This window comes from Amphritea atlantica (assembly GCA_024397875.1).
GTDB classification, from domain to species: domain Bacteria; phylum Pseudomonadota; class Gammaproteobacteria; order Pseudomonadales; family Balneatricaceae; genus Amphritea; species Amphritea atlantica_B.
Genome location: CP073344.1, coordinates 2,984,699 through 3,002,744 on the forward strand (window position 1 = coordinate 2,984,699; position 18,046 = coordinate 3,002,744).

Consider the following 18,046-nt stretch of genomic DNA (forward strand, 5'->3'; position numbering starts at 1 on the left):
GGTCGTCATCAATCGGCCTCCGTCACCACTGTCAGATCAAGCTGGGAAAGTTCATGTGCCAGTGCGGTGATATTCCCCGCTCCCTGAGTTAACAGAATATCGCCCGGCTGCAGAAGGTTCTGTAACAATCCGGGCACCGCAGCCACGGACTCGACAAACACCGGATCAACACTTCCCCGCTGACGGATACTTCGACACAGGCTGCGGCTGTCCGCCCCCGCTATCGGTTCTTCCCCGGCGGCATAAACTTCCATCAACAGCAACACGTCAGCCTCAGAAAGTACCTGAACAAAATCCTCATAGAGATCCCGGGTACGGGTATAACGATGCGGCTGGTTAATCATCACCAGTCGTTTATCCGGCCAGCCCTCTTTTACTGCGCGAATAGTCGCCTGAACCTCGCGTGGGTGATGACCGTAGTCATCCACCAGCATCGCCGTGCCGCCGTCAACAGGAATCTCTCCCAATACCTGGAAGCGTCGTCCAACGCCTTCAAACTTCTGTAGCGCGGCGCAGATAGACTGATCATCGATCCCTTCATCACTTGCCACAGCGATCGTCGCCAGAGCGTTGAGAACGTTATGTCTGCCCGGCATATTCAGAGTGACCTGGAGGTCGGAACGACCATCCGGTCGGGTAACAGTGAAACTGGTTTTCAGGCCGTTCTGAACAATATTTTCAGCACGGTAATCCGCCTCGTCATTAATACCGTACGTCACGATTGGCCGCCCGACCTCTGAAATGATCTCCCGGACAACCGGATCATCAGTACACAGCACCGCCAGTCCGTAAAATGGCAGGTTATGCAGGAAATCCACAAAGGTCTGCTTCAGCTTGCCAAAGTCGCCGCCATAGGTATCCATATGATCGGCATCGATATTGGTGACGATAGCCACCATCGGCTGCAGGTGGAGGAATGATGCATCACTCTCATCCGCTTCAGCCACCAGATAGCGGCTGCCGCCAAGTTTGGCATTGGTACCGGCACTGTTGAGTCGTCCGCCAATGACAAACGTCGGGTCGAGTTTTGCTTCAGCCATCACCGATGCCAGCAAACTGGTGGTAGTTGTTTTGCCGTGGGTTCCTGCCACTGCGATACCGTGACGATAACGCATCAGCTCCGCCAGCATCTCTGCCCGGCGCACAATAGGAATACGTCGTTCGCGGGCAGCACTCACTTCCGGGTTATCATCCCGAACCGCTGTCGAGGTAACCACCACGTTGGCTGCAGTAATATTTTCGGCCAGATGTCCGATAAAGATCTCAGCACCCATTTTCTGCAGGCGATCCGTGGTTACAGAGGTTTTGATATCTGAACCTGAGATCTGATATCCCTGGTTCAACAAAACCTCAGCGATACCGCACATCCCGACACCGCCAATACCGACAAAGTGGATCCTGCGAATACGCCGCATCTCAGGTACTTCATAAATTTCAGTCGTATTCTCAGTCACTTTTTCATTACCTCCAGACAGATATCAGCTACCGTTTGACTCGCTTCAGGCTGGCCCAGCTGGCGCGCTTTTTGCGCCATATCTAATAGCACCTGTCGATCATTCAGCTGCTCAGTCAATATATTGATCAGGCGATCCCGATCCAGATCTTTCTGCTGAATCAGAATAGCGGCACCCGCTTCAGCCAGAAACCGGGCATTCCCTGTCTGATGATCATCCACTGCAAACGGAAAAGGCACCAGCACTGAGGCCACACCCGCTATACTCAGTTCACTGACCGTCAATGCTCCGGAACGGCACAATACAAGATCGGCCCAGCCATAGGCTTCATCCATCCGCTCGATAAAGGGCACCACCCGGATCGTTTCCCGGTCATCGAGTCCCGCGGCCTTATAGAGCGCCTGAGTCTGGACCAGATTCCGCTTGCCCACCTGATGCAAAACTTCCAGGGCTGCATCATCAGGCAGATGGCTTAATACTGCGGGCAGCAACTCATTAATGGCGGTTGCCCCCAGGCTGCCCCCCACCACCAGCAGACGAACAGGCCCCTGCCGTCCAACAAAACGCTGTTGTGGATCGGGCAAATTAAGAATATCGCCCCGAACCGGGTTGCCAACGACCGTGGTTTCAACTTTATCCCGAAACGCACCACCAAAAGCTTCAAGTACCCGGCGGGCTATCCGTGCCAGGATCTTATTGGTCATTCCGGCATAAGCATTCTGCTCATGCACCACAACCGGAACGCCGCTAAGCCATGCCGCCAGGCCTCCCGGTCCGGAGGCAAAGCCTCCCATACCCAGCACCACATCAGGCTTAACCTGACGCAACACGCCAAACGCCTGATATAAAGCGTGCAGCAGCCGGAAGGGTGCCAGTAGTAAGCTTAACTTCCCCTTACCACGCAAACCTTTTACATCGATACAGTGCAATCGGATATCCGCAGCGGGTACCACATCCGCTTCGATACCCGCCGCAGTTCCAAGCCACTCAACCGCTACGTCCTGCTTTCGCAGACAGTCTGCGGTTGCCAGCGCAGGGAACACATGCCCTCCGGTTCCCCCTGCCATGATCAGTACTTTGCGGTTATTTTTCATCAGTACCGCCTGCTTTCGGTTTTTTCCGTTTGACTGAAGAGGGTGCAGCGTCACTCGCCTGCAACCGTTTCAACTCATAATCGACACGCATCACAATGGCTATCATGACGCAGCTGACCAACAGACTGCTGCCGCCATAACTCACCAGTGGTAAAGTCAGCCCTTTGGTGGGTAACGCACCAACATTCACGCCGATATTGATCAGCGCCTGACCTGTCAGCATGATGGCGAAACCATAAGAGATATAAGCCATAAAAAACTGCTGCAGTTTTTCCGCTCTGCGACCAATACGGAACATGCGTACCGCTATAAGGCCATAAAGCCCCACCACCAGCAGCGCAAAAACCAACCCCATCTCTTCCGCCAGCACTGAAAAAACAAAATCGGTGTGCGCTTCGGGCAGATAAAACAGTTTCTGAACACTGTTACCCAGGCCTTCGCCAAACCAGTCCCCGCGGCCGAAAGCGATCTGCGCCTGCGCCAGCTGATAACCGGAACCAAACGGGTCCGCCCAAGGGTCAAGGAAGGTTTTCAAACGTACAACCCGGTAAGGCTGAAGCATTGCCAGTGAGGGAATTACCACGGCACAACCAATCACAATCAGAGCAAACTGACTGAACTTCATCCCGCCGAGGAAGATCATCCCCATAACGCTGCCCAGCAACACCACAGCGGCCCCGAAATCCGGCTCCAGGATCATCAGAAAGACAAAAAATGCCAGCGGCAGTGCAGGCTTGGCAATCCCCTTCCAACTGCTCCTGACCTCGGTCAGTCGTCGCACCAGATAGCCCGCCAGATAGATAACCATGGCAAACTTTGCCACTTCCGAAGCCTGAAGATTTATCGGCCCGAGAGAGATCCACCGAACCGAACCATTTACCTCCCGGCCCACAACCAACACCAGTACCAGCAACAAAAAGCCTACCAACAACAACCAGGGACCACTGCGTTGCCAGAAACTGATCGGAATTCTCAGTACCACAATCGCCACAGCCAGCCCCAGCAGAATAAACACCCCGTGACGAATCATATAAAAAAACGGGTTACTGTTGCGTACTGCGGCCACCTCAATAGAGGCGGAGCTGATCATCACAAAACCGATCAGAATCAGGCAAATTACAGCAGCAAGAAACAGCGGATCGAATGGCAGAACCCGATTGCCTGTCGTTGCTGGCGCGGTAGCCGCAATGCTCATAGCGCCTCCACCGATTCAATAAAAGCATCACCCCGTGCCGGAAAGCCACTGAACATATCAAAACTAGCACAGGCAGGAGACAGTAATACGATGTCTCCGGGTCGGGCCTGTCCGGCAGCTATTGAAACGGCCTCCTGCATGGTGGCGGCATACTGCCCTTCCAGACAACTGACCGCCTGATCAATCAATCCGCCATCCTGACCAATCAGCACCAGAGCCCGTCCCGCTGTCTGTAGCGGTGCGTTCAGATCGCTGAAATCAGCCCCTTTTCCAACACCACCGGCAATCAGCACAATCTTGTTATCGGGTGCCAGGTTTGCAGCCAGACCATTGATTGCGGCTACCGTAGCGCCTACGTTAGTGCCTTTACTGTCATTAAAGAAGGTAACGCCCTGCTTATCATCGACCCACTGGCAGCGATGTTTCAGTCCGGCAAAGTTCTTCAGCGTTTGCAGCATCGACGCCAGCGGAATATTCACCGCCTCACCCAACGCCAGCGATGCCAGCGCATTGGCGATATTGTGCTGGCCCTGAATATTTAGTTCGCTGACCGCCAGCAATGGCTTCAGCCCACGGGCCAGATACAGCTCACCGTTCTGTTCTGATAAACCAAACTGGTTAAGATCCGGACGCCCCAGGCCAAAACTGGAGACTTTCACGCCCGTACTGACCAGTGGTGATGTCAACGGATCATCGCGATTGATAATGACGTTCGCTGCGCCTTTGAATATGCGGTGCTTCGCCTGATAGTAAAGCGGCAGACTGTTGCTGTAACGATCCAGATGATCAGGACTGACATTCAGGACTGTTGCGGCGGCGGCCCGCAGATCATTGACGGTCTCCAACTGGAAGCTGGACAGTTCGAGCACATAGAGTTGCTGCTCGCCACGACTCAGCATATCCAGCACCGGAGTCCCCAGATTGCCACCGATACCGGTATCGATCCCGGCATCCAGCGCCATCTGGCCGACCAGCGTTGTCACGGTACTCTTGGCATTGGAACCGGTGATCGCAACAATTGGGGCGGTGACCGCCTGACAGAACAGATCAATATCACCGCTCAGCTTAACGCCGGCCGCAACCGCAGCCTGAATCGCCGGCTGATCTTTAGCTACCCCGGGGCTCAGCAGAATTTCAGTGGCGCGGCACAGCAGCGCCTGATCCAGCTCGCCGCAGTGCAGTTCTGCCTCAGGAAATTCTGCGCGAATCAACTCCAGATTGGGGGGCGCATCACGGGTATCAACCAGAATGAACGGAACACCTTTGCCTGCCAGATAACGGGCGCAGGAAAGCCCGGTCTGTCCCAGACCGATAATAATCCGCAGTTGATCCGTTGCTATCAGGCTCACAATCGCTCCGTTAACGTATTTTCAGGGTGGCCAGCCCAATCAGAACCAGGACCACGGTAATAATCCAGAAGCGCACAATTACGCGGGGTTCAGGCCAGCCTTTCAGTTCAAAATGGTGGTGCAGCGGTGCCATTCTGAAGATCCGTCTTCCAGTCAGCTTAAATGACGCCACCTGAAGAATCACCGAGACCGTTTCAATCACAAATACGCCGCCCATAATCATCAGCACCAGCTCCTGGCGAACGATAACGGCGATAACACCCAGTGCAGCGCCCAGCGCCAGCGCCCCTACATCCCCCATAAAGACCTGAGCGGGATAAGTGTTAAACCAGAGAAACCCCAGCCCGGCACCAACAATCGAACCACAGATAATAATCAGCTCACCGGAGCCGGCGATATAAGGTATATGCAGATAGCTGGCAAAGTTAACGTTACCTCCGAGATAGGCAAAAAATCCCAGCGCACCGGCAACCAGCACCGTGGGAAGAATGGCCAGACCATCCAGACCATCGGTCAGGTTAACCGCATTGGAGGTTCCTACAATCACGAAATAGGTAAAGACAATAAAGAACAGCCCCATCTCGATAGCAACATCTTTAAAGATCGGAATAATCAGCTGCGTCTCTGCCGGCCCTGTCGCGGTCATGTAAAGTACAATAGCGGCACCCAGACCACCGACCGATTGCCAGAAATATTTCCAGCGTGCCGGCAACCCACGGGTGCTCTTCTCAATTACCATCCGGTAATCATCGACCCAGCCAACCGCACCAAAGATAAAGGTCACACCCAGCACGATCCAGGTATACCGGTTGCTCAGGTCAGACCAGAGCAGACTGCTAATCATGATCGCCAGAATGATCAGCGCACCACCCATCGTCGGCGTGCCCGCTTTACTGAAATGGGATTCAGGCCCGTCACTGCGTACAGTCTGGCCAATCTGCTTACTCTTAAGCTTGCGGATCAGCGCAGGCCCCAGCATCAGCGAGATCGCCAGCGCTGTAAGCACGCCAAGTATTCCGCGCAACGTCAGATAGCTGAATACGGAGAAAAAACTACTATATTCAGCCAGCCAGTTGGCCAAAAGCAATAACATCAGTGACTACCCCCATCGGTAGAGCCTGTCTTAGTCAGGCCTGTTACAATTTGATCCATTCCCGCACTGCGGGATCCTTTCACCAGCACAGAACGCTTACGCTTTGGCAACTGCCGCAGATAGCTCAACAGCTCAGCTTTATCGTTAAAGTGTCGGGCGTTATTGCCTCCAGCCACGATAAACCCATCATGTGTTGCCGCACAGAGTGTGCCGCAGCTCAATAACAGGTCGATCGGCCGGGTCGCGGCAAACTCGCCCACCTCCCGGTGTTTTTCGTCGGCTCCGGCACCCAGTTCACCCATATCCCCCAGCACCAGAACCTTTTCCCCCTCCAGCTCTGACAACGCATCGATTGCCGCCTTCACTGCATCAGGATTAGCGTTATAACTGTCATCGATAATCAGCGTGGATTTATCCAGCTGTATCGGACGCATCCGTCCTGCAACCCCCTGAAACTCACTCAGTCCCTGCACTGCAACGTCAGGCTGACAACCATCAGCCAGCACTGCAGCGGCCGCGGCAAGCGCATTGCTCACATTGTGCCGCCCCATCACCGCAAGGCTTAGCGGATATTGCTGGCCCCGGTAATTGAGGCCGAAGGCATAACAGCCGTTCGGCTGCAAACAGATATCTGAGGCAAAAACCGAAGCCTCGCGGTCCTCTGTCGAAAACGTCATCACGGGTTGCTGCTGTAACATGCTCAGCCAGATATCCGCATGCGGATCATCCAGATTAACCACCGCAGTACCGCTTTCCGACAACCCTTCAAAAATTTCTGCCTTCGCCTGCACCACACCTCTGAGAGAGCCAAACCCTTCAAGGTGGGCACCAAAGGCATTATTCAGAATCGCGACATCCGGCTTTGTCAGATGAGTACTGTAAGCGATCTCATGAGCACCACTGGCGCCCATTTCAATCACCCCGTAGCGATCACCGACTGACAGTCTTAACAGGGTCAGCGGCACTCCGATATCGTTGTTCAGGTTCCCCTGAGTCGCCAGAGTCTGCCCACGGAGACGGTTGATTGATGCCAGCATCTCTTTCACCGTGGTTTTTCCACTACTACCGGTCACCGCAAACATCGAACCGCTAAACCGGTCACGGTTATAGGCCGCTGTATTGCCCAGTGCCATGCGGGTATTACTGACCACCAGCTGAGGGACATCTACATCGACCTCATGCTCAACTACCACAGCAACAGCACCATCAGCAACCGCCTGAGTTACAAAGTCATGGGCATCAAAATGTTCCCCCCGCAGAGCGATAAAAAGATCACCCGCACAGATGTTTCGTGTATCGGTGCTTACGCCCTGCACATCGCAACTGCCGCCAATCAGTCGGGCTGACAGCGCTGTCGCCAGCTCACTGAGACTAAAGGGACCATTCACCGTGAACGCTCCTGCTTTTCAGTCTGCTCAGCGGGCATACCCAATGCGTCTCTGGCCACCGCCAGATCATCGAATGGCATCTTCACACCTTGTATATCCTGATAATTTTCATGTCCTTTTCCGGCAATCAATAAAATATCCTGCAGCTGCAGAGCCGCTATTGCCTGTTCGATAGCGCGCTTTCGATCAGCTTCACAGATCACATTCTCTGTACTGCCAAAGCCCGCCATAATCATGCTGGTAATGTGTTGCGGATCTTCTGTCCGGGGGTTGTCGCTGGTGACCACGATACGATCAGCCAGCCGCTCTGCCACTTCTGCCATCTGGGCTCTTTTACCCGTATCCCGGTCACCGCCACAACCAAACACACACCATAGCAGTCCCTCGCAGTGGCTGCGCAGGGCTTCAAGCGCTTTTTCCAGCGCATCCGGGGTATGGGCATAATCCACCACAACCAGCGGCTGCTTCCGGGACACCAACTGCATCCGTCCGGCAACTGGCGTCAGGTTACCCAGAGCAGTCTCAATCTGATTCAGCGGGTAACCCATTTTTTCTATGAGAGCGATAGCCAGCAGCAGATTACTCAGGTTAAAGCGCCCGATAAGACCTGTATCCAGCCCAAAGGTTCCCTGAGGCGTCTCAATCCGGGCGCTAATTCCGGTTGCCGACAACTTCACCCCGCTGGCTCGTACTAGCGCCCGCTCAGACTCGCCAAAACCAATCCTGTCCTGGCCATCTTTACGCGCCAGAATAGTTGCTCCATAAGGGTCATCGGCATTCACCACCTGATGCTCAATATCCATGTCGAAAAACAGTCGTGCTTTAGCCGCACCGTAGTTCTCCATATCACCGTGATAATCAAGGTGATCCCGCGACAGATTGGTAAATCCTGCAGCCCTGAAATGCACACCACTGACCCGCTGCTGATCCAGTGCGTGACTGGATACCTCCATCACCACGGCTGTTGCCCCTTCACTGCGCAATTCAGCCAACAGACGATGCACACCAATGGCGTCCGGCGTGGTATGGCTCGCTTCGCTAAGCTGCCCCAGCAGACCATTGCCTACGGTTCCAATCAGGCCACAGACCTCTCCGCACCCTTCCAGCAGCTGAGCGATATAGTGGGCACAGGAGGTTTTACCGTTGGTGCCGGTAACACCCACCACCCGCATATGAAGAGAAGGTTCCCCAAAGAAACGCGAAGCCACCTCGCCAATCAGTGCGGCAACATCTGTCACACCGATCAGCGGGATGGTCACATCAATAGAGTCCGCTGCAGCCAGTTCTGCGTCATCAACAATCGCAGCAACTGCCCCTTCTGCTGCAGCGGAGCAAACAAAATCGATCCCTTTATGGTTCACACCATTACGGGCAAAAAACAGATCGCCCGGTTTAACTATTCGACTATCCTGACAAATACCGCTGATCTTCAGCTGCGCCAGATCACTGCCAGCCAGTTGCGGTATCAGTTCGGCCAGATGAAAGTGGGCCCGGCTCATTTCATCACCATCTGAGTCTTCACGGGCTGCCAGTTATCCGGTGCCACATTCAACATTCTCAGTGCACCGCCGACCACCCGCGAAAACAGCGGCGCAGCCACTTCACCACCGTAGTACTCCTGTCCTTTCGGATTATCAACCATAACCACGGCGACGATTTCAGGATTATCAATCGGTGCCACACCGGCAAAAATGGACACGTACTGATCGTCCTCATAGCCTCCGGTTCCGACCTTATGCACCGTACCGGTCTTACCCCCAACCCGATAACCCTCAATGGCTGCACGACGCCCGGTGCCACCACTCTGAGTTACCGTTTCCATCATTTCCAGAACCTCACGGGCCACCTTTTCAGGCATGACCCGGGTACCCGGCTCCGGCCGGTCAAGCTTCAGCAGCGATACATGCCGCACCAGACCACCGGTTGCAAATGGCAGATACGCCTGTGCCAGCTGCAGTGGTGTTACTGAGAGACCATAGCCATAGGCCATGGTGGCACGCTCGACAAGCTGCCTTTCTGACAGATATGGCAACACGCCTGGCTGCTCTCCGGGAAATCCGGTACCGGGCACCTGACCCAGACCAACATTCTGGAACACGTTACGCACAGCATCACCGTGCATACTCAGCGCCAGCTTGGTAACCCCGACGTTACTGGACTTGGTAATAATGCGTCCCAGATCGAGCTCACCATAATTACGATGATCACGGATCGTATTGCCTTTCACCCGGATATAGCCCGGCGAGGTATCGATCACACTATCCTGGGTATACTTCCCACTCATCAGCGCGGCAGCGATCGTCAGCGGCTTCATGGTGGAACCCGGCTCAAAAGTGTCTGTCACCGCCCGGTTTCGCAGTGATTTCATATCACTGCCAAGATTACTCCGGTCATTCGGGTTGTAAGAGGGCTGATTAACCATCGCCAGCACTTCACCCGTATGTACATCAAGCACTACCATCGCGGCTGAATCGGCCTTATGGGCCTGCACCGCCGCTTTAAGCTCACGATACGCCAGATACTGTAGCCGCAGATCAATACTCAACTGCAAATCCTTACCCTGAGCCATCGGCTCCAGCTCACGGATATGCTTCACTGTGCGTCCGAGCAGATCCCGCATCACCAGTTTTTTGCCCGGCACACCCTGTAACCAGTCCTCGAACGCCAACTCAATGCCTTCCTGCCCTACGCCATCAACACTGGTAAAACCTACCAAATGGGTAGCAACCTCAGCAGCGGGATAGAAACGTTTATACTCACGATCAACATAGACTCCGGGTATATGAAGACCTTCGACCTGTTCCGCCTGATTCGGCGTCATCTGCCGTTTCAGATAGATAAACTGCTTATCGCGGAACTGCGCTACCCGCTTCAGCAGAGCGGTTTTATTGGTGTCGGTCAGAGTCGCCAGCTTATTGATCGAAGCATTTTGCAGATCAAACTCTTTCGGATTCATCCATACCGTTGAGACCGGTGCACTCACAGACAGCGGCAGCCCGTTACGGTCGCTGATCATACCCCGATGAGCAGGAATGACAGCAGTACGCAGAACCCGGGCATCCCCCTGACGCTTCAGAAACGCCTGCTCCTGAACATTCAGTGACAGCATCTTACCGGCAATGGCTGCTGCAATCAGAAACAGCAGCAAAAACACCAGCCATAAGCGCCAGCCCCTTGCAGCACGAGCTTGAAAGTCCTGCTCATCGCTCATCTCTGATCACCTCGACCTGCTCAGGAATTCGCATTCCCAGGCGTTTAATTGCCACCGACTCGACCCTGTTATTGGCGGCCAGCGTCCCCTGCTCCAGTAGTAGTTGCCCCCATTCAACCTGCAACTCATCCCACTGTTGTACCAATTCCTGCTGCTGGTTAAAAAGAATCCGGTACTGATGTGCAGACCAGATAACCAACAGCGATGACACCACAACCAGACAAACCATACAAAACAGCATCAACGCTGGCTTAACCAGCTCAACAGGCTCTATCACCGCGTCAACCTGCGGCTCTTCCTGAGCCTTCAGCCACCCCGGCAGCGGCACACTCAGTTTCATCGTACTTTTTTCGCTGCCCGCATGACTGCACTGCGTGAACGGGGATTACCGGACACCTCATCCTGACCCGCTTTAACCGCCTTACCCACCGCTTTCAGACGTATATTCAACATATCATCGGTCACTGGAATACCCGGCGGCAGGTGCTCATCACCCTTCACATATTTGCGGATGAAACGCTTCACAATCCGGTCTTCCAGTGAGTGAAAGCTGATTACCACAAGACGCCCGCCTGGTTTTAACACGTCCAGCGCCTGATCGAGACAGTCCTCCAGATCTTCCAGCTCCCGGTTGATAAAGATCCGGATTCCCTGAAAAGCACGGGTCGCTGGATTTTTACCCTTTTCCCATGCCGGGTTGGCCTCGGTAATAATTTTCGCCAGACGTCCGGTTGTTACGATGGGCTCCTGTTCTCGCTCATTAATAATGGCACGGGCCATCCGTCTCGAATGACGCTCTTCACCGTAGGTATAGAGCACATCCGCAATTTCTTTCTCTGCCGCCCTGGCGATCCACTCTGCAGCGCTCTCGCCCACATCCGGATTCATCCGCATATCCAGCGGACCATCCGCCATAAAACTGAATCCCCGGTTCGGGTCATCCAGCTGCGGCGATGAAACCCCCAGATCCAGTAACACGCCATCAACCTTACCCGCCAGTTCACGCCGGCGCACGAACTCTTCCAGTTGAGCAAATGAGCCCCGTTCAATACTGAAACGCGCATCATCACCAAACCGTTCGGCTGCGCAGGCAATCGCCTCAGGGTCCTTATCAATCCCCATCAATCGTCCCTGTTCTGACAACCGGCTCAACACCAGCTCTGAATGGCCACCACGACCAAAGGTGCCATCAATATAGAAACCGTCCGGATCTTCGACCAGGGTATCCACAGCCTCATTCAGCAGAACCGTGATATGCTTATACTCTGCACTCATGTGCTAACCCCTGTCGGTTTAAAGTGATAAATTCTGTAATTCTTCCGGTAGCTCCGCGCCACCGTCAGCTTCTGCAAGATACTCTTCGCGCGTCGCCAACCAGCGCTCTTCGCTCCAGATCTCAAACTTGTTACCCTGCCCCAGCAAGACGATTTTCTTACTCAGCTCGGCATATTCACGCAACGGCGCAGGCAATAATAACCGACCATTTCCATCCATATCCAGATCGGTCGCATGACCAATCAGTAATCGCTGAATACGACGTACCGCAGGCTTAAAACTTGACAGCGCCTGAATCTTAGCCTGAATATCGTCCCATTCGGCAAGGGGATAGAGCAACAGGCAACGTTCCTCGGTATCAATCGTTGCTACCAACTGGCCGCAGCAGTGCTCCGTGATCGTGTCACGGTAGCGTGCTGGTATGGCCATACGGCCTTTAGCATCCAGATTGATAGGATTGACCCCTCGAAACACGAAAAAGTTCTCCAAAAAACCAAATTAACCCACATTTACCCACAATTCCCCACTAGTGCACACTATAGAAATTAACCCACGGGTTTGCAAGGGAGAAACTCCTCGTGACCGGGTTATAAAGAGACTGTTTATTAGCAAGACAGATACAGAAAATCGGGAAGTTGAAAGACTAAATAAAAACCGTTTGAATTACAGAGAGTTAAAAATACAAATACCCACCATTACAGAAAGTAATCAGGTCTAAGATGAAAAAAAAGAAATAAATAAAGTATGCGACATATCAAAAGTTCAAAATCAGCAGCAGGTAAAACGACTCACCCAAAACCGGAGATCAGCTAACTGCAGGTCAGACTATATAGCTGATCAATTCAAAAAGAACTCATCATTCACGATAAGCCCTGCGCCTTCTGATGAGCTGTCGGGGACAATCACTCATCTGAACAAAAAATAAATTGCAGCACTCGTCGATGAGCCCTGTTTCTTCTGATGAGCTGTCGGGGACAATCACTCATCTAAACAAAAAATAAATTGTAGCACTCGTCGATGAGCCCTGTTTCTTCTGATGAGCTGTCGGGGACAATCACTCATCTGAACAAAAAATAAATTGCAGCACTCGCCGATAAGCCCTGTTTCTTCTGATGAGCTGTCGGGGACAATCACTCATCTGAACAAATAATAAAGTGTAGAGTTCGTCGATGAGCCCTGTTTCTTCTGATGAGCTGTCAGGGACAATCACTCATCTGAACAAATAATAAAGTGTAGAGTTCGCCGATAAGCCGGGTTTTGTCGAGGACAATCATTCATCTAGGGCCTGCGTCGCCACAGGCCTCAAGCGACCTACCCGAATCCAGCATGGGCCATGCCTCATGGATTCCTATTTGGTCTTGCTCCAGGTGGGGTTTACCTTGCCGTGTCGTGTTACCACGCACGCGGTGCGCTCTTACCGCACCCTTTCACCCTTACCGGCTTCCTGTAAACAGGAAACGTAGGCGGTCTTCTCTCTGCTGCACTTGCCGTAGGCTTGCGCCCCCCAGGCATTACCTGGCACCCTGCCCTATGGAGCCCGGACTTTCCTCCCCTCCTTTACAGGAGCAGCGATTGTCTGGCGAACTCTACGGCGCACAGGATACCAGTAAGACTGTCATAAGCAAGCAGAACCAAGCTGCAGGCAATGAATTATTTACGATCCAGAGCCGCCTGATACATCACCTTCTTTTTGACCCCGGTGATTTTTGCCGCCAGCGCACTCGCCTGCTTGACCGAAAGCTCCTCCAGCAGAATATCCAGCACCTCACTGCTGCGGGGATCAAGCAGACTATCATCCTGCTGAGGCGCCCCCTCAATCATCAACACAAACTCCCCCTTACGCTGATTAGGATCAGCCTCGACCTTCGCCAGAACCTCTGCGGCGGCACCGCTGATAAACGTCTCAAACGTTTTGGTCAACTCCCGGGCAATCGCGATAGGACGATCGGCACCAAACGCCGTAACAATGTCTTTTAAACTATCAATAATCCGGTGGGGCGACTCATAAAACATTAGCGTCCGGTTTTCAGCCGCCAGCGCAGTATAAAAATTAACCCGCTGCTGGGATTTAGCCGGTGGAAAGCCTTCAAAAGCAAAACGATCAGACGGCACGCCTGACGCACAAAGCGCAGCAATCAGCGCACAACACCCGGGAAGCGGCACAACCCTGAACCCGGCAGACCTCACCTCCCGCACCAGCACAAATCCCGGATCAGAAATCAGCGGCGTCCCGGCGTCAGAAATAAGGGCGATATCATCCCCCCGCTGTAATTTTTCAATAATTTTTTGCTGCTGCTGGCGTTCATTATGGTCATGAACTGCTATCATCGGCGTTTTGATATTAAAATGTGACAGCAAACGGCCACTATGGCGGGTATCTTCAGCCGCAATTAATGCAACCGACTCCAGTACACGGAGCGCGCGCGGCGTCATATCTTCTAAATTGCCAATCGGCGTTGCGACTACATACAAAACTGCTTCGGACATCGGTATTCGAGCCATTTATAAATTCAGGATGTGAAAGTATATGACGTTTCCAAGCCGCCTGTCTCTGATGCTGACCGCCAGCATGGTACTTTTTCTTAACGGCTGCGGTTCCCAACAGGGCAACATCGCAACACAAATCTCTGACAACCCCATGCAGCAGGTTGCTGAGCTGATTCAGCAAGCGGAAACCGCCGCGCCGATCAAAAGCGCTCAGCTAAAAGCAGAAGCGGCCCGAATCCTGATCCTGCAGGACCGGCAAGAAGACGCCTCACGCCTGCTGAATGAGATTGACATGCAACGCCTGACCCCCGCACTGCAGTTCGAAATATCTGAATTGAAGGCACGCACCGCCCTGGAACAGCAAGATGGACAAAGCGCCCTGCGCTACCTGCAGCAGCTATCACCTGAAACCACCAAAAACCTGCTGCCTGAGCAGCAATACCAGATAGGCGAAATGCAGGCAGATGCATACCGCTACCAGCAAGAGCCGCTCAGCGAACTACAACAGCTGATCCAGCTAAGCAGCTACAGTCCGGCAGACAAAGCCCAGGCGCTCCACAACCGGATATGGACACTACTGATCCAGCTACCAACGCATCAGCTACAGCAACTGAGCCTGCGACCCGACAACAGCTACTATCAACAGGGCTGGTATGAACTCGCTCTGGCTGCGACCAGCGCACAGGACCTGAGCCAACAAAACAAACTGATGCAGCAATGGGAGATCCTCTGGCAATCGCACCCGGCGCAGCAAACGCCACCAGAAGCCCTTCTGGCAGCCGCCGTTACCGACACCCTCAGTGCCGAGCATATAGCACTCTATCTGCCGATGAGTGGCAGCCTGGAAAAACCTGCAGAAGCAATCTCAACAGGATTTATGACCGCTTATTACAATGCGGTGAAAGCAGGCAGAACCAGCGCCAGAATCACCCAGCTCGATTCCACCAGAATCACCTCCCCGGAGCAGCTTTACCAACTGGCAGAGGAAAGAGGGATAGACCTGATCATCGGCCCGCTGGAGAAAGAGATGGTAGAAAGCCTGATCAACTTTGGACCAGCCCCTATTCCAACACTGACACTTAACACTGCCCCAGGCAGCCAGCAAACCAATGTTTACCAATTTGGCCTTGCCATAGAAGATGAAGCCATTCAGGCAGCCGAACAAGCCTGGCAGGACCAGAAAAAACAGGTTCTTATATACACCCCCGATAACGACTGGGGAACGCGCTCCGCCATTGCATTCAGACAGCACTTTACCGCACTGGGCGGCACCATTCTTGATAGCTATACCTACGGCAGCGATGCCAACTATTCGGAACAGATTGCAACCCTGCTGGGCACAGAAAAGAGCAACGAACGCAATACCCAGCTCACCCGGATTATCGGGGAACGACCTGAGTTCGAGAGCCGCAGACGCCAGGATGTGGACGCCATCTTCCTCTCAGCACTGCCACAAACCGCTCGCCAGATCAAACCCACACTGGCGTTTCACTACGCTGGCAACATTCCGGTTTATGCCACATCTCAGATCTATTCAGGCACTGAGTCAGCGATTGAAGATCAGGACCTGAACGGCATTCGATTTGTTGCGACCCCCTGGTTAAGCAGCCCGCCATCCTCAGCCCATCTGCAACTGGCACAACTGCGGGACAACACTGAAAGCCGCTTTGGCCGGCTGTACGCCCTGGGCATAGATGCTTTCAACCTGTTCCCCTATCTTGCCCAACTCTCCGCTACACCATCAGCCAGAGTAGAAGGCGAAACCGGTTCACTCTCAATTGGCAGAGACAATCAGATTGTACGCACCCTTAACTGGGTTACCTTCAAGCAGGGAATTGCCCAACCGATAAACGGAAACAACTAAATTGAGCGACGCATGGACAGACAGCAGATCGGCAGGGACGCCGAACAGAGAGCATTGAACTACCTGAAACAAAAAGGCCTTAAACTGATCAGCAGGAACTACCACTGCCGTTTTGGCGAAATTGATCTGATTATGCAGGATGGCGGACAACTGGTATTCATTGAGGTACGCAGCCGGCGCCACACCCTCTGGGGCGGCGCCGGACTCTCTGTCGATTTCCGAAAACAGAAGAAATTAATAAAAACAGCCAGTTACTTTCTCAGCCAGCAAAAAAGCAGTAACCTGCCTGTATGCCGGTTTGATGTAATAGCATTTGAAGCCAATAGGGAGAACGGGAGTGGAGATTCCTGCCCTATATGGTATAAAGACGCCTTCAGACCTGAAGCCACTTTCTGACAGGAGCACCGATGGTACTTCAAGACCGAGTTATTAGCCTGTTCCATAACAGCATGGAGGTTAATGCCCAAACCATCGAAGAATACACACCTCTGATCTCTCATGCCGGCGAGCTGCTGCTGAGCTGCCTGATGTCAGAAAATAAGATCCTTTGCTGCGGCAATGGTGGCAGCGCAGCACTTTCTCAGCATTTTAGCAGCTTACTGATGAATCAGTTTCGTCATGAGCGACCGGGACTACCGGCTATATCCCTCAGCGCCGATGGCTCAGCACTGACCGGCATCGCCCATGATGATCAGTTTAATGAGGTGTTCTCCAAGCAGGTCCGCGCGCTCGGCCAGCCAGGCGATCTGCTACTGATACTCTCGAATGACGGGCGCGCAGCAAATCTGGTCCAGGCGATTCAGGCAGCACATGACCGCGATATGCTGGTAATTGCGCTCACCGGGGGAACTAATGACAACATTCACTCTCTATTACTCCCGGACGAGGTCGAATTTTGCATCCCGGCAGATGATCCGGCGCTTATTTTTGGCGCCCAGACGTTGATTCTGCACGCCCTGTGCGACCTGATAGACTACCAACTTTTTGGCGGAGAATAATTGATGAAACGGATAGCTGTTCTGATTCTTGCAGGCCTGTTAAGCAGCGGCTGCTCAACTGTTGTCAGCAGTTTCAAAGAGGAACCGATAAAAGAGAATCCCACTGACCGCACCACCGGCAGCTTTGTCGATGACGAGCTCATTGAGATCAAATCGAATGTTAATATCAGCAAAGGCTCCGTAGAGCTCAGCAGCAGCCACGTCAACGTCACCAGCTTTAACGGCATCGTCCTGCTCACCGGACAGGTTGCCACCGAAGAGAGCCGTATGGAAGCTGAACAGATTGTCAGCCAGGTGCGCAAAATACGCCGCATCCACAATGAACTGACAGTTACCAGCCCCACTTCAACACTAACCCGCGCCAGCGACACCTGGATCACCGCCAAGATCAAAGCCAATATGATTGGCGACAAGCAGGTCGATGCCACTCAGATTAAAGTTGTGACTGAAAATGGCGTCGTTTATCTGATGGGACTGGTCACCCGTGCCCAGGCAGACAACGCCATCCGTATTGTGCGCAGCGTTAACGGTATTCAGAAAATTGTTAAAATCTTTGAGTATATCGATTAAAGGCCGAGGTCCGATCACTCCCCCTGTGGGAGCGACGTCCCGTCGCGATGATTTCCAGTAGTTATAGC

At 53.2% G+C, this 18,046-nt stretch carries 16 protein-coding genes and 1 other RNA gene; 4 read left to right on the plus strand and 13 right to left on the minus strand.

Going from position 1 to position 18,046, the window contains the following annotated elements:
* Positions 1-8: 8 nt before the first annotated feature.
* From murC to rsmI, 13 genes are all read right to left on the minus strand, one after another.
* A complete protein-coding gene (gene murC, locus KDX31_13760) occupies positions 9-1,454 on the minus strand; it encodes a UDP-N-acetylmuramate--L-alanine ligase (GenBank protein ID UTW02412.1) in 1,446 nt (481 codons plus the stop codon).
* Entirely contained in the window at positions 1,451-2,548 is a 1,098-nt protein-coding gene (gene murG / locus KDX31_13765; protein UTW02413.1) for an undecaprenyldiphospho-muramoylpentapeptide beta-N-acetylglucosaminyltransferase, read from the minus strand. The genes murC and murG overlap by 4 nt, the downstream gene beginning before the upstream one ends.
* Positions 2,538-3,743 carry a putative lipid II flippase FtsW gene (gene ftsW, locus KDX31_13770; GenBank protein ID UTW02414.1) on the minus strand — a complete coding sequence of 402 codons (1,206 nt, stop codon included), beginning with the start codon at positions 3,741-3,743 and terminating at the stop codon, positions 2,538-2,540. The genes murG and ftsW overlap by 11 nt, the downstream gene beginning before the upstream one ends.
* Positions 3,740-5,092 (minus strand): UDP-N-acetylmuramoyl-L-alanine--D-glutamate ligase, encoded by a 1,353-nt coding sequence (locus KDX31_13775; protein ID UTW02415.1) that lies wholly within the window; start codon positions 5,090-5,092, stop codon positions 3,740-3,742. The genes ftsW and KDX31_13775 overlap by 4 nt, the downstream gene beginning before the upstream one ends.
* 10 nt (positions 5,093-5,102) lie before the next feature.
* On the minus strand, positions 5,103-6,185 hold the full coding sequence (gene mraY, locus KDX31_13780) for a phospho-N-acetylmuramoyl-pentapeptide-transferase (protein UTW02416.1): 1,083 nt from the start codon (positions 6,183-6,185) through the stop codon (positions 5,103-5,105).
* Complete coding sequence (gene murF, locus KDX31_13785) at positions 6,185-7,573, minus strand: UDP-N-acetylmuramoyl-tripeptide--D-alanyl-D-alanine ligase (GenBank protein UTW02417.1); 1,389 nt, start codon at positions 7,571-7,573, stop codon at positions 6,185-6,187. Before murF ends, mraY begins: the two co-directional genes overlap by 1 nt.
* The gene (locus KDX31_13790; GenBank protein ID UTW02418.1) at positions 7,570-9,072 is read right to left on the minus strand and encodes a UDP-N-acetylmuramoyl-L-alanyl-D-glutamate--2,6-diaminopimelate ligase; all 1,503 of its coding nucleotides are present in this window, start codon (positions 9,070-9,072) and stop codon (positions 7,570-7,572) included. The genes murF and KDX31_13790 overlap by 4 nt, the downstream gene beginning before the upstream one ends.
* Positions 9,069-10,784 (minus strand): penicillin-binding protein 2, encoded by a 1,716-nt coding sequence (locus tag KDX31_13795; protein UTW02419.1) that lies wholly within the window; start codon positions 10,782-10,784, stop codon positions 9,069-9,071. Before KDX31_13795 ends, KDX31_13790 begins: the two co-directional genes overlap by 4 nt.
* Positions 10,774-11,124 (minus strand): cell division protein FtsL, encoded by a 351-nt coding sequence (gene ftsL / locus KDX31_13800; GenBank protein ID UTW02420.1) that lies wholly within the window; start codon positions 11,122-11,124, stop codon positions 10,774-10,776. The genes KDX31_13795 and ftsL overlap by 11 nt, the downstream gene beginning before the upstream one ends.
* Positions 11,121-12,059, minus strand: a complete 939-nt coding sequence (gene rsmH / locus KDX31_13805) for a 16S rRNA (cytosine(1402)-N(4))-methyltransferase RsmH (GenBank protein UTW02421.1) — start codon at positions 12,057-12,059, stop codon at positions 11,121-11,123. Before rsmH ends, ftsL begins: the two co-directional genes overlap by 4 nt.
* Before the next feature lie 18 nt (positions 12,060-12,077).
* Positions 12,078-12,533, minus strand: coding sequence for a division/cell wall cluster transcriptional repressor MraZ (gene mraZ, locus KDX31_13810; GenBank protein UTW02422.1), 456 nt, complete (start codon positions 12,531-12,533; stop codon positions 12,078-12,080).
* A gap of 756 nt (positions 12,534-13,289) precedes the next feature.
* Positions 13,290-13,647, minus strand: an RNA gene (gene rnpB, locus KDX31_13815) — RNase P RNA component class A.
* A gap of 62 nt (positions 13,648-13,709) precedes the next feature.
* On the minus strand, positions 13,710-14,546 hold the full coding sequence (gene rsmI, locus KDX31_13820; GenBank protein ID UTW02423.1) for a 16S rRNA (cytidine(1402)-2'-O)-methyltransferase: 837 nt from the start codon (positions 14,544-14,546) through the stop codon (positions 13,710-13,712).
* 40 nt (positions 14,547-14,586) lie between these two features.
* Between rsmI and KDX31_13825 the strand changes: the two genes are divergently transcribed.
* From KDX31_13825 to KDX31_13840, 4 genes are read left to right on the plus strand one after another with little or no spacing between them, the layout of a single operon-like run.
* Entirely contained in the window at positions 14,587-16,410 is a 1,824-nt protein-coding gene (locus tag KDX31_13825) for a penicillin-binding protein activator (protein UTW02424.1), read from the plus strand.
* 12 nt (positions 16,411-16,422) lie between these two features.
* Positions 16,423-16,806 carry a YraN family protein gene (locus KDX31_13830; protein UTW02425.1) on the plus strand — a complete coding sequence of 128 codons (384 nt, stop codon included), beginning with the start codon at positions 16,423-16,425 and terminating at the stop codon, positions 16,804-16,806.
* A gap of 11 nt (positions 16,807-16,817) precedes the next feature.
* On the plus strand, positions 16,818-17,408 hold the full coding sequence (locus KDX31_13835) for an SIS domain-containing protein (protein ID UTW02426.1): 591 nt from the start codon (positions 16,818-16,820) through the stop codon (positions 17,406-17,408).
* A gap of 3 nt (positions 17,409-17,411) precedes the next feature.
* The gene (locus tag KDX31_13840) at positions 17,412-17,978 is read left to right on the plus strand and encodes a BON domain-containing protein (protein ID UTW02427.1); all 567 of its coding nucleotides are present in this window, start codon (positions 17,412-17,414) and stop codon (positions 17,976-17,978) included.
* Positions 17,979-18,046 lie beyond the last annotated feature (68 nt).